General features: G+C 75.1%; 10 protein-coding genes. 5 read left to right on the forward strand and 5 right to left on the reverse strand.

Going from position 1 to position 12,699, the window contains the following annotated elements:
• Nucleotides 1–46: 46 nt before the first annotated feature.
• Together F1D97_RS09245 and ptsP are read right to left on the reverse strand one after the other, a co-directional pair.
• Nucleotides 47–427, reverse strand: coding sequence for a globin (locus tag F1D97_RS09245; RefSeq protein ID WP_236120244.1), 381 nt, complete (start codon nucleotides 425–427; stop codon nucleotides 47–49).
• Between the two features lie 52 nt (nucleotides 428–479).
• Nucleotides 480–2,096 carry a phosphoenolpyruvate--protein phosphotransferase gene (ptsP, locus tag F1D97_RS09250; protein ID WP_236123548.1) on the reverse strand — a complete coding sequence of 539 codons (1,617 nt, stop codon included), beginning with the start codon at nucleotides 2,094–2,096 and terminating at the stop codon, nucleotides 480–482.
• A 225-nt stretch (nucleotides 2,097–2,321) separates the two neighbouring features.
• Between ptsP and F1D97_RS09255 the strand changes: the two genes are divergently transcribed.
• Complete coding sequence (locus tag F1D97_RS09255) at nucleotides 2,322–2,552, forward strand: glucose PTS transporter subunit EIIB (RefSeq protein ID WP_236120245.1); 231 nt, start codon at nucleotides 2,322–2,324, stop codon at nucleotides 2,550–2,552.
• A gap of 20 nt (nucleotides 2,553–2,572) precedes the next feature.
• A complete protein-coding gene (locus tag F1D97_RS09260; protein WP_236120246.1) occupies nucleotides 2,573–3,034 on the forward strand; it encodes a PTS sugar transporter subunit IIA in 462 nt (153 codons plus the stop codon).
• A 28-nt stretch (nucleotides 3,035–3,062) separates the two neighbouring features.
• Here F1D97_RS09260 and F1D97_RS09265 read toward each other — a convergent pair whose 3' ends face one another.
• Both F1D97_RS09265 and F1D97_RS09270 read right to left on the reverse strand, forming a co-directional pair.
• Entirely contained in the window at nucleotides 3,063–4,163 is a 1,101-nt protein-coding gene (locus tag F1D97_RS09265) for a mechanosensitive ion channel family protein (RefSeq protein WP_236120247.1), read from the reverse strand.
• Nucleotides 4,160–6,349, reverse strand: a complete 2,190-nt coding sequence (locus tag F1D97_RS09270; RefSeq protein ID WP_236120248.1) for a prolyl oligopeptidase family serine peptidase — start codon at nucleotides 6,347–6,349, stop codon at nucleotides 4,160–4,162. The genes F1D97_RS09265 and F1D97_RS09270 overlap by 4 nt, the downstream gene beginning before the upstream one ends.
• Nucleotides 6,350–6,432: 83 nt before the next feature.
• Here F1D97_RS09270 and malQ point away from each other — a divergent pair, with 83 nt between their 5' ends.
• Both malQ and F1D97_RS09280 read left to right on the forward strand, forming a co-directional pair.
• On the forward strand, nucleotides 6,433–8,583 hold the full coding sequence (gene malQ, locus F1D97_RS09275; RefSeq protein ID WP_236120249.1) for a 4-alpha-glucanotransferase: 2,151 nt from the start codon (nucleotides 6,433–6,435) through the stop codon (nucleotides 8,581–8,583).
• A gap of 4 nt (nucleotides 8,584–8,587) precedes the next feature.
• Nucleotides 8,588–9,160: a P-loop NTPase family protein gene (locus tag F1D97_RS09280; RefSeq protein ID WP_236120250.1), complete on the forward strand. Its 573-nt coding sequence runs from the start codon at nucleotides 8,588–8,590 to the stop codon at nucleotides 9,158–9,160.
• Nucleotides 9,161–9,178: 18 nt separating this feature from the next.
• Here F1D97_RS09280 and pepN read toward each other — a convergent pair whose 3' ends face one another.
• Nucleotides 9,179–11,770: an aminopeptidase N gene (gene pepN / locus F1D97_RS09285; protein WP_236120251.1), complete on the reverse strand. Its 2,592-nt coding sequence runs from the start codon at nucleotides 11,768–11,770 to the stop codon at nucleotides 9,179–9,181.
• A gap of 213 nt (nucleotides 11,771–11,983) precedes the next feature.
• Between pepN and F1D97_RS09290 the strand changes: the two genes are divergently transcribed.
• Entirely contained in the window at nucleotides 11,984–12,592 is a 609-nt protein-coding gene (locus F1D97_RS09290) for a mycothiol-dependent nitroreductase Rv2466c family protein (protein WP_255701563.1), read from the forward strand.
• Nucleotides 12,593–12,699 lie beyond the last annotated feature (107 nt).

Below are 12,699 nucleotides of genomic sequence, written 5' to 3' on the forward strand. Positions count from 1 at the left end.
TCGCGGCCGGGCGCGCTGTGACGTCCCGCTCAGCCGGTGCGGGTGGTCAGTCCTCGAACGTGTTGAGCATCGAGTGCGCCGCGCGCTCCAGGTAGTCCCACAGCTGGGCCCGGTGCAGCGGGGCCAGGTCGAGCGAGTCGACCGCGTCGCGCATGTGCGCGAGCCAGCGGTCGCGCGCGTCCGGGTTGACCTTGTAGGGCGCGTGCCGCATGCGCAGGCGCGGGTGCCCGCGCTCCTGCGAGTACGTCGTCGGGCCGCCCCAGTACTGCTCGAGGAACAGCGTCAGGCGCTCGGCCGCGGGGCCGAGGTCCTCCTCGGGGTACATGGGCTTGAGCACCGGGTCGTGCGCGACCCCCTCGTAGAAGCGGTCGACGAGTGCGACGAACGTGTCGTGGCCGCCCACGGCCTCGTAGAACGTCTGGCTCACGCGCCCATCCTCACACGCGCGCGGGACGCCCCGGCACGCCCGTCCGGTCCCGTCACAGCCCGAGGTCGGTGAGCACCGGCAGCGCCGCGCGCACCGTCTCGCGCGCGTCCGCGGCGGACTCCGCCGCGAGCGCGAGCTGCGCGAGCCGGCGGCACTCGTCGAGCGTCGTCGCCTGCAGCACCGCGGCGACGTCCGCGAGCGCGCGCGGCGTCATCGACAGCGACGACACGCCCAGCCCGACGAGCACGGCCGCGAGCGCCGGCACCGCGGCGGCCTCGCCGCAGACGCCGACCGGCCGCCCCTGCGCGGCGCCGCCGCGGCACGTCTCGGCCACGAGGCGCAGCACCGCGGGGTGCCACGCGTCCGACAGGTGCGCGACGCTGCCGAGCAGCCGGTCGGCCGCCATGGCGTACTGCGTGAGGTCGTTCGTGCCGATGCTCGCGAACGCCGCGTGCGCGAGGATCCGGTCGGCGACGAGCGCGGCGCTCGGCACCTCGACCATGACGCCCGCCGTGCTCAGGCCGTGCGCGGCGCAGCGGGCGACGAACTCCTCGGTCTCCGCGACCGTGGCGACCATGGGCGCCATGACCCACACGTCGGCGGACTCCGCCTGCGCGGCGCGCGCGATCGCGGTCAGCTGGTCCTCGAGCACCTCGGGGTGCGTCGTCGCGGTGCGCAGGCCGCGCACGCCGAGCGCGGGGTTCGCCTCGTCGTCCGCCGTGAGGAACGGCATGGGCTTGTCGGCGCCCGCGTCGAGCGTGCGGATGACGACCTTGCGGCCCGGGAACTGCGCGAACACCTCGCGGTACGCAGCGACCTGCTCGTCGATGCTCGGTGCCTCGTCGCGGTCGAGGAACTCGAACTCGGTGCGGAACAGCCCCACGCCCTGCGCGCCCGCCGCGGCGGCGGCCTGCGCGTCCGCGGGTGCGCCCACGTTGGCGAGCAGCTCGACGCGGTGACCGTCGGACGTGCGGCCGTCGCCGTCGAACGTCCGCTCGACCGCCGCGAGCGCCTTGGTGCGCGCGACCTGCTCGTCGTCCGGGTGCAGCGTGACCGTGCCCGCGCCGCCGTCCACGACGACCACGTCGCCGTCCGTGACCTGCGCGTCGAGCCCGCGCGCCGCGACGACGGCCGGGATGCCGCGCGCGCGGGCCAGGATCGCCGTGTGGGCCGTGGGGCCGCCCGCCGACGTCGCGATCGCCAGCACGCGCTCGGTGTCGAGCGTCGCGACGACCGCGGGCGCGAGGTCCGGCGCGACCAGCACGAACGGCTCGTCGCGCTGCGGCACGCCGGGCGCGGGCCGGCCGGTGAGGTCCGCGACCAGGCGGTCACGCACGTCGTGGATGTCGCGCGTGCGCTCCGCGAACAGCCCGCCGAGCGCCTCGAACTGCTCGGCGACCGACTCGGCCGCCTCCCACACCGCACGCTCGGGCACGAGGTGCTCGGTCATGACGCGCTGCACGGCGTCCGCGACGAGCGTCGGGTCGGCGGCGATCGCGGCGGTCGCGTGCAGGACGTCGGCGGAGTCGCCCTCGGCCGCGTCGGCCGCGGCGTCGAGCGCCGCGCACACGCGCCGGGACGCCTCGCCGATGCGGTCCGCGGCGGCCTGGTGGTCCGCGCCGGGGGGCAGGCGCCGCCCGGACGGGGGCTCGGTGACGGGCGGCGGCATGAGCACCGCGGGCGCGACCACGCGACCGGGGCTCACTCCGAGACCGTGCACCACCGTGGGGGGCGGCGGGGTGGGGCTCACGTGGGACGACCTCCTCGACTGACGCCGTCAGTCTGGCCCGCCGCGCACCCGCGCCGCCAGCCGGACACGCGCGAGGCGCGACGCGCGGGGCGCGTTAGGCTGGGCTGACGCGACGACCGGTCGCGAGAACCCCCGGGAGTGGCATTGAGCAAGGCAGAGCAGATCCTCGCCGCACTGGGCGGCGACGCCAACGTCGTCGACCTCGAGCCGTGCATCACGCGCCTGCGCGTGGAGGTGACCGACGCCCAGCTCGTCGACGAGGCCGCGCTCAAGGCCTCGGGCGCGTTCGGCGTCGTACGCTCGGGCCGGATCGTCCAGGTCATCGTCGGCCCCGAGGCGGACAACCTGGCCGCTGAGCTCGACTCCCTGCGCTGACCCCGCCCAGCCCGCCCGAGATGAGCGAGCTGAGGGTCGTCGCGCCCGTACCCGGGGTCGTGCACGCGATCGGTCGCGTCCCCGACCCGGTGTTCGCCGAGCAGATCGTCGGCCCCGGCATCGCGATCGCTCCCGACCACGTCGCACGCCTCGACGTCGTCGCGCCGTGCGACGGGGTCGTCGGGGCGCTGCACCCGCACGCGTTCGCGCTCGAGGTCGACGAGACGCGCTCGGTGCTCGTCCACCTCGGCATCGACACCGTCAAGCTCGCCGGGCTCGGCTTCGACCTGCACGTGCGGCGCGGCGAGGCCGTGCGGGCGGGCCAGCGGCTCATCACGTTCTCGCCCGTCGACGTCGCCGCGTCGGGCATGTCCACGGTCTGCCCCGTCGTCGCGCTGCAGGCCGACCCGGCGCTCATCACGTTCGACGCGGAGCCCGGCTCGCGCGTCGCGGCGGGGGACCCGCTGCTGACCTGGCGGTGAGCCCCGCGTCGTCCGGCACGGGGCCCCGTCAGTCCTCGGGCTTCGGCGGCCGCACGGCGTCGTCGACGGGCGTGTCGTGCGGGTCGGCGTCCGTGACGTCCTCGCGCGTGCCGTCCGCCGGCGCCTGCGCCGCACGGTGGGCCGTGAGCGCGTCGCGCTGGCCCGCGAGCGGCACGTCAGCCTGCTCAAGCACGCGCCGGGCCGCGACACGCAGCGCCCGCGCGACCTCCCACTGCCGCGCGGGCGAGGTCCGCACCCGCATGCGCAGCGTGATCGCCTCCGCCGTGAGCCGCTCGATGCCCGTGATGGTCGGCTCGCCCTGCACGGCGTCGCCGAGCTCGGCCGCGACGTGCGCGGCGGCCTCCTCGAGCAGGCGCTCGACCTGCTCGAGGTCCGCGAAGTAGTCGACGTCGACCTCGACGACCGCGGTCGCCCAGCCCTGCGTCTTGTTGCCGACGCGCACCATCGTGCCGTTGGGGACGTACCAGAGCGTGCCGTCCGCGTCGCGGATCTTGGTGACGCGGAGCGTGACCGCCTCGACCGTGCCCGTCGCGGGCCCGAGGTCCACCACGTCGCCCACGCCGTACTGGTCCTCGAGCAGCATGAACGTGCCCGTGAGGAAGTCCTTGACGAGGCTCTGCGCGCCGAAGCCGAGCGCGACGCCGACGATCCCCGCGGAGGCGATGAACGGCGCGATGTTGACCCCGAGCGTGTCGAGCACGAGGAACACCGCGATCGCGCCGACGAGCACCGCGGCCGTGGAGCGCAGCACCGAGCCGAGCGTGCGGGCGCGCTGCGCGCGGCGCGCGGTGGCCAGCGGGTCGACCTTGAGCAGCGTCTGCGCGACGCCCTTGTCCGCGAGGGGCTTGAGGACGCCGCGCTCGGTGACGGGCGTGCCCTCGGCGATGTGGTCGGTGATGCGGCGGATCAGGCCCTGCAGCAGGACGAGCACGACCGAGCTCACCCCGACGATCAGCAGGATCGTCAGCGGGATGCCCGTGAACCAGTCCCACCACGACGACGGCGAGCTCAGGTCCTCGGGGACGAGCTCGTCCGTCGTCGGCGTGGGCGTCGGGTCGGGCGCCGTGGCGGCCGGGGCGAGAAGGTGCGCGAGACGGTGCACGGTCACTCGGTCTCCTGCGTGACGGGGTCGACGAGCCCGGTGTGCCGGGCCACGAACTGGAGCTGCTCGACGCTCAGCGCGATCGAGCGGGACAGGGCGCGGCCGCCGTGGCCGACGCCGGTCTCGCGACGCACCAGCACCGGCGCGTCCGCGGGCGGTGCGCCGGTCGCGTGCTGGAGCGCGGCGGCGAGCTTGCGGGCGTGCAGCGGGTCGACGCGCGTGTCGCCCTCGAACACCGTGAACAGCGTCGCGGGGTAGCGCGTGCCGTCGACCACGCGGTGGTACGGCGAGTAGCCGAGCAGCCAGCCGAGCTCGGTGGGGTCGTCGGCATCGCCGTACTCCTCGGTCCACGTGACGCCCAGACCGAACCGCTGGTAGCGGACCATGTCGAGCAGCGGCGCCGAGCACACGACCGCCGCGAACAGGTCGGGGCGCTGCGTGAGCGCGGCGCCGACGAGCAGGCCGCCGTTCGAGCCGCCCCAGCACGCGAGCCGTGCGGGCGTCGTCCAGCCGTCCGCGACGAGCAGCTCGGCCACCGCGTGGAAGTCGTCGAACACGTGCTGCTTGTGCTCGCGCATGCCCGCGCGGTGCCAGTCCTCGCCCTCCTCACCGCCGCCGCGCAGGTTGGCCACGACGTACACGCCGCCGGCCTCGACCCACGCGAGCGTCGACGCCGAGTACCCCGGGTCGAGCGAGATCTGGAAGCCGCCGTACCCGTACAGGATGGTCGGCCGCGGCGCCGTCGGGCGCCCTTCGTCGTCGACGAGGTCGGCGCGCGCGACGACGAACGCGCGCACCGCCGTGCCGTCGGCGGACGTCGCCTCGACCTGACGCACCCGCACGTCGGGCACGTCCGCGACGACGCCCGGGGGCGCGGCCCACAGCGAGAGCTCGCGCGTCGTCGCGTCGAACCGGTGCACGCTCGGCACGGTCGTGTGGTCGGTGTACGAGAACCAGACCTCGGGCCCGCCCTCGGGGCGCGTGACCAGGCCGGACACCGAGCCCAGGCCCGGGAGCGGGACCGTGCCCGCGCCGCCCGGCAGCTGCTCGCCCGTCGCGGGGTCGTGGACCGTCACCGACGAGACCGCGTGCCGGCGCCACGACGCGAGCAGCAGGAGCGGCGTCGTGTCGTCCCCGCCGCCGTCCGTGACCGCGACGTCCTCGAGCACGGCCGTCCCGTCCTGCTCCAGCAGCGTGCGCCAGCGGTCCACGCCCGGGTCCGTCGGGTCCGCGACCGCGAGGCGGCCGCGCGGCGCGTCGAGGTCCGTGTGCACGTACAGCCGACCGTCGCGGCCCACCCACACGCCCGTCTGCGCGTCGAGCCCGACCGCGACCTCCACGAACGCGGGCGCCTGCGGCGACGACGCCGTCAGGTCCGCGATCCACACGTCGTTGCGCGGCGCGGTCCCCGCGGACGCCGAGACCACGAGCCAGCGGCCGTCGCGCGAGACGCTCACGCCGTAGTAGCTCGTGACCGGCTGCCCGGCACCGAACACCTCGACGTCCTCGTCGGGCGAGGTGCCCACGCGGTGCAGCCACACGCGGCGGTGGTACTGCCGCTCGTCCTCGGGCAGCAGCTCGGGCGCCAGGCGCCGCACGTAGAAGAACGCCTCGCCGCCCGGCAGCCAGGCGACGGGGGAGTACCGCGCGCGGTCGACCGGCCCGTCCACGACCTCGCCCGTCGCGACGTCCAGCACGCGCAGCACCGACTCCTCCGTGCCGCCGGTCGACGTCTGGTACGCCAGGAGCGTGCCCTCCTTCGAGGGCTGCCACGAGTCGAGCGTCGTCGTGCCCGCTGGGTCGATCGCGACCGGGTCGACCAGCACCCGCTCCGTCGTCGTCCCGTCCGGCCCGGGCTCGACGACCACCACCACCGCGTGCTCCTGGTCGCCCGCGCGCCGCGAGACGAAGCGCCGCTCGCCCCGCCACGCCGGTGCGCTCACGAACCCCGCGCCGAGCAGCGCCTGCAGGCGCGCCGTGAGCCGGTCGCGCGCGAACGGCGTGCCCGCCAGCGCCTCGGCGCCCGCCTCACGTGCCGCCTCGTAGAGCTCGTCCTGCGCGCGCGACCACTCCCGCGTCGCGTCCGCGTCGGCGTCCTCCAGCCAGCGGTACGGATCCGGCACGCGATGGCCGTGCAGGTCCTCGACGAGGTCGTCGCGGGGCGCGGGCGGGTACGTCGCGGGGAGCGTCATGGTCCGCAAGGCTACGACGACCAGCCGACTCGCCCGTGACCTTCGGCCGCGTCCCGGTCGCCCGGCTCTGGCAGGATCGACGTGTGGTCGCCGACTTCACCGCTCCGTCGGACTCCCTGCTGCGGCTCGCCGCGGCGTACGGGGTCGTGCCCGACCACTGGGGGTTCCACGGCGACCTGCAGCGCGCGTCCGCCGGGACGCTGCGCGCGGTCCTCGCCGCACTGGGGGTCGACGCGAGCTCGCCCGAGCGCGTCGAGCTCGCGCTCGCGCACGTCGACGACATGCCGTGGCGGCGCACCGTCCCGCCGACGACCGTGCTGCGCGCCGGCCACGAGCGGCACGTCCCCGTGCACGTCACGCACGGCGACCCGGTGCACGTCTGGCTCGAGCTCGACCCCGAGGCCGTCGCGGCCGGTTCGCCCGGGCGCCGTGACCTGCACCAGGCCGACGTGTACGTCGAACCGCGCACGGTCGACGGCCGCCTCGTCGGGCGCGCGACGTTCGTCGTGCCCGGCGACCTCCCGCTCGGCTGGCACTCCATCCACGCGTCCGGCCCGTCGGCGGCCGCGCGCGGCGTCGTCGTCGTGACGCCCGACCGCCTCGAGCTGCCCGAGCAGCTGCGCGACGGCGGACGCGCGTGGGGGTACATGGCGCAGCTCTACTCGGTGCGCTCGCGCCGGTCGTGGGGCGTCGGCGACCTCGCCGACCTCGCGGACATCGGCTGGCTCGCGGGGCACGAGACGGGCGCCGACTTCCTGCTCATCAACCCGCTGCACGCCGCCGAGCCCACCGCGCCGCTCACGCCGTCGCCGTACCTGCCGAGCACGCGCCGGTTCGTCAACCCGATCTACGTCCGGCCCGAGGCGGTCCCCGAGGCCGCGTACCTCGCGGCCGCCGACCGCTCGCTCGTCGAGTGGGCCGCGGAGTCCGTCCTGCCGCTCGACCTCGACGCCGGCCCGATCGACCGCGACGCCGCGTGGGAGGCCAAGCGCAGCGCGCTCGACGTCGTGTTCGCCCACCCCCGCACGTCCGCCCGCCAGGCGCGGTTCGACGCGTTCGTCGAGGAGCAGGGGCCCGGGCTGCGCACGTTCGCGCTGTGGTGCGCGCTCGCCGAGAAGTACGGCGCCGAGACCATCCCGCCCGAGCTGGCCGACCCGTCCTCGCCCGCCGTCGCCGCCGAGGCCGAGGCGCTCGCGGACCGCGTCGCGTTCCACACCTGGCTGCAGTGGGTGGCCGACGAGCAGCTCGCCGCCGCGCAGCGCGCCGCGCGCGAGGGCGGCATGAGCATCGGGATCATGCACGACCTCGCGGTGGGTGTGCACCCCGCCGGCGCGGACGTCTGGTCGCTCGGCGACGTGCTCGCGCGCGGTGCGACCGTCGGCGCGCCGCCCGACATGTACAACCAGCAGGGCCAGGACTGGTCGCAGCCGCCGTGGCGGCCCGACGAGCTCGCGCGCGCCGGGTACCTGCCGTACCGCGACATGCTGCGCACCGTCCTGCGGCACGCGGGCGCGATCCGCATCGACCACGTCATCGGCCTGTTCCGGCTCTGGTGGATCCCGGACGGCGCGGCCCCCGGGGAGGGCGCGTACGTGCGCTACGACCACGAGGCGCTCGTCGGCATCCTCGCGCTCGAGGCTCACCGCGCGGGTGCGGTCGTCATCGGCGAGGACCTCGGGACCGTCGAGCCGTGGGTGCGCGACTACCTGTCCGAGCGCGGGATCCTCGGCACGTCCGTGCTCTGGTTCGAGAACGGCGACGACGGCAACCCGCTGCCGCCCGAGAGCTACCGCCCGCTCGTCCTGGCGACCGTGACGACGCACGACCTGCCGCCCACCGCGGGCTACCTCGCGGGCGAGCACGTCGCGATCCGTGAGCGTCTCGGGCTGCTCACCGACCCCGTGCCCGTCGTGCGCGCACAGGCCGAGGCCGAGCGCGACCGCATGCTCGCGGCGCTGCGCTCGCGCGGGCTCGTCGGCGCCGACCCCTCCGAGCGTGAGGTCGTCGAGGCGCTGCACCGGTACGTCATGGCGACGCCCGCCGTGCTCGTCGGCGTCGCGCTCGCCGACGCCGTGGGGGAGCGGCGCGCGCAGAACCAGCCCGGGACCGACCAGGAGTACCCGAACTGGAAGGTGCCGCTCGCCGACTCCGTCGGGCAGGTCGTGCTCGTCGACGACCTGTTCACCAACGCGCGCCTGCGCAGCCTCGCCGCGGTCCTCGACGCCGGGCGCTGAGCCCGTGGAGGCGGTGCGCCGGGTCTGGGTGGTCGGGAGCGCGGGAGCGGGCAAGACGACGCTCGCGCGCGCGGTCGCGGACCGGCTCGGGGTACCGCACGTCGAGCTCGACGAGATCTACTGGGACGCGGGCTGGCGGCATCGTGACCCCGACGAGGCCCGCGCCCGGCTCAGCGCGTTCCTGGCGGGTGCGGGCGCGCGCGGGTGGGTCGTGGACGGGAACTGGACCAGCCGCGGCCACGGGCTCGGTGAGGTCGCGGACGCCGTCGTCTGGCTCGACCCGCCGCGACGGGTCGTCATGCCGCAGCTCGTCCTGCGCACCCTGCGCCGCGGCGTCACCCGCACCGAGCTGTGGCACGGCAACCGCGAGAACGCGCTGAGCCTGCTGCGCCGCGACCCCGAGAAGAACATCGTGCGGTGGTCGTGGACGCACTTCGCGTCGACGCGCGAGCGGTACGCCGACCTTGCGGGTCGCGACCCGCGCGTCGTGCGGATCGCCACGCGACGGGAGGCCGCCGCCTGGCTCCGGTCGCTCGACCGCGCGGTCACCGGCGGGCCCCCGGGGCACACCCCCTGAGGACCCGCCGGCGGGGAGTCAGGCGCGGCGGCGGTCCGCCTCCTGAGCCGCGAGCGCGCGGCGCACGCCGTCCCGCGACTCGAGCACGAGCCGGCGCAGCGCGGGCGCCGCGTCCGGGTGCGACTCGAGCCACGCGTCCGTGCTCGCGAGCACGTCGGCCCGCTCGTCGCCCGCCAGGGCCGTCGGGAACAGGCCCACGACGACGTTCTGCGCCATCTCGTTCGTGCGCTCGGCCCACACCTTCTCCAGGCCCTCGACGTACGGGCCGACGAACGGCAGCAGCAGGCCGCGGTCGTGCACGCGCGCGAAGCCTGCGATGGTCGCGGCCTGGATCGCGTTGGGCAGGTCGCCCTCGACGGCCGCCGCCCACGCCGCGGCCTTCGCCGCCGGGGTGGGGATCGCGGCGCGGGCCTGCGCGGCGGCGCGCTCGCCGGTCGCCGTCGGGTCCGTGGCGAGCTGCGCGGCGATCTGGGTCTCATCGGCGCGGCCGCCCGCGACGAGCGCCGTGAGCAGCTCCCAGCGCAGGTCGGTGTCGAGCGTCAGGCCCTCGAACGACGTGCGGTCGTCGAGGATCTCCACGACGACGTCGAGCTGCTCGGGCGTCACCGCGCGCGCGGCGAACGCCTTGACGAGCTGGAGCTGCAGGTCGGAGCCCGCGGGGGCGTCCTGCGCGAGCGCGAGCAGGCGGTCGGCCGCCGACGCGGCGGTCGCCGCGCGGTGCTCCGGGGCGACGTACAGGTCGAGCGTCGTCGTGAGCTGGCGCAGCAGCACGAGCACGACCGTCGAGTCGGTCTCGTGCGCGATGTTGCCGAGCACGAGGTCCACGTAGTCACGGCCCGGGGTCTCGCCGTCGCGCGTCGCGTCCCACGCCGCGGCCCACACGAGCGTGCGGGGGAGCGAGGAGTCGAACTCGCCGAGGTGCTCGATCGCCGCGGACATCGACAGCTCGTCGAGCCGCACCTTGGCGTACGCGAGGTCCTCGTCGTTGAGCAGGATCAGCAGCGGGCGGTGCCGGCCCAGCAGCTCGCGCACCTCGGTGCGCGGGCCGTCCACGTCCAGCTCGACGTGCAGCGTGCGCGCCAGTCGGCCGTCGACCAGGTCGTACCCACCGATCGCGAGGCGGTGCGGGCGCTGCACCGGGTGCTCGTCGGGCACCTCCTGCAGGACGGCGAACGAGGTGACCGTGCCGTGCTCGTCGAGCTCGACCTGCGGGCGCAGCAGCGTCACGCCGGCCTTCTCGAGCCAGAGCGCGGACCACGGCGACAGGTCGCGGCCCGAGGTCGCCTCGAGCTCGGTCAGCAGGTCGCGCAGCTCGGTGTTGCCCCACGCGTGCTTGGCGAAGTACGCCTGCACGCCCGCGAAGAACTCGTCCTGCCCGACCCACGCCACGAGCTGCTTGAGCACGCTCGCGCCCTTGGCGTACGTGATGCCGTCGAAGTTCACCTCGACGTCCTCGAGGTCGCGCATGTCCGCGACGATCGGGTGCGTCGAGGGCAGCTGGTCCTGGCGGTACGCCCACGACTTCTCGAGCGAGGAGAACGTGGTCCACGCGCTCGTCCAGCGCGTCGCCTCGGCGGTCGCGAGCGTCGAGGCGTACTCCGCGAACGACTCGTTGAGCCACAGGTCGTCCCACCAGCGCATCGTCACGAGGTCGCCGAACCACATGTGCGCGAGCTCGTGCAGGATCGTCACCGCGCGCCGCTCGACCGTGGCCTCGGGGACCTTGGAACGGAACACGTACGACTCGAGGAACGTCACCGCGCCCGCGTTCTCCATCGCGCCCGCGTTGAACTCCGGGACGAAGAGCTGGTCGTACTTGGCGAACGGGTACGGCGCCGCGAACTTCTCCTCGTAGAACGCGAACCCGCGGCGCGTGACGTCGAGGATCTCGTCCGTGTCGAGGTACTGCGCGAGCGAGCCGCGGCAGTACACGCCCAGCGGGATCTCGCGGCCGTCGCTGCTCGTCAGGGAGCCGTGCTCGTGGTGGTACGGGCCCGCGACGACCGCGGTCACGTACGACGACAGGCGCGGCGTGGTCTCGAACGTCCAGGTCGCCGTGCCCTCGTCGCGACCGCCGTTGCGGTTCACGCCGCCGGCGACCGGCGCCGGCTCGCCGACCTGCGGGTAGTTCGACACGACGACCCAGTGCGCGGGCGCCGTGACCGTGAACGAGAACGTCGCCTTGAGGTCCGGCTGCTCGAAGACCGCGAACACGCGGCGCGAGTCCGCGACCTCGAACTGCGAGTACAGGTAGACCTCGTCGTCGACCGGGTCGACGAAGCGGTGCAGGCCCTCACCCGTGTTCATGTACGCGCAGTCCGCCACCACCACGAGCTCGTTCTCGGCCGCGAGGCCGTCGAGCCGGATGCGCGAGTCGGCGTAGACCTGGGCCGGGTCGAGCGACGTGCCGTTGAGCGTGACCTCGTGCACCGTCGGCGCGATGAGGTCGACGAACGTGCTCGAGCCCGGGATCGCGGAGAACCGCAGGACGGTGCGGGACGCGAACGTCGTGGGGCTCGTCGTCAGGTCGAGCGTCACGTCGTACGCGTGCGTCGTCACGGTGGCGGCGCGGTCGCGCGCCTCGGCACGCGTGAGGTTCTCGGCGGGCACAGGTGCTCCTTCGCTGGTGTCGCGCTCGGTGCTGTCGCACTCGGGTGGGCCCGGGGTACGGGCCGGCCCGATCATCGCACGCGGCACCGTCACGGCCCGGGCAGGCCCTGGTCGGGGCCCGGTGTCTCACGCAGCGACCTCCGGGAATGCGGGCGGCCCGTGCGCGATTGTCCCGAGCACGACCACCCACCGCTTCCACCGATCGGAGCTGCCGTGACCGACTCGCGTCCCGTCGTCGACTTCTGGTTCGACCCCGCCTGCCCCTGGGCGTGGATGACCTCCCGGTGGGCCGACGAGGTCGCCGCGCACCGCGACGTCGACCTGCGCTGGCACGTCATGAGCCTGTCCGTGCTCAACGAGGGCCGCGACCTGCCGGCGCACTACCGCGCGCTGATGGAGGAGTCGTGGGGTCCCGTGCGCGTGATCGTCGCCGCGGCGCGCGACCACGGCGACAAGGTGATCAAGCCGCTGTACGACGCGATGGGCACCCGCCGTCACCCCGGTGGCCGCAAGGACACCGACGCGATCATCGCCGAGTCGCTCGCCGAGGTCGGCCTGCCCGCCGAGCTCGCCGACGTCGCCGGCACCGACGAGGTGGACGACCTGCTGCGCGCGTCGCACCAGCAGGCGATCGACCTCGTCGGCGACGAGGTCGGCACGCCCGTCGTCTCGATCGACGGCGTCGCCTACTTCGGCCCCGTCGTGACGCCCGCGCCCACCGGGCAGGCGGCGCTCGACCTGTTCGACGGTCTCGTCCTCATGACCCGCGTCCCCGGGTTCTACGAGCTCAAGCGCACCCGCACCGCCGGCCCCCAGCTCTGACCGCTGCGCCGGCGCGGTCCTTCCGGGCGGCTGCGCGCGTTCATCCACGAGCGGGACGAAAGGTACTCTGGCGGACGTTCGCCCCGCGCCGATCGCGGCGGGTCGTG

Source organism: Cellulomonas palmilytica, from assembly GCF_021590045.1.
Classification (GTDB): domain Bacteria; phylum Actinomycetota; class Actinomycetes; order Actinomycetales; family Cellulomonadaceae; genus Cellulomonas; species Cellulomonas palmilytica.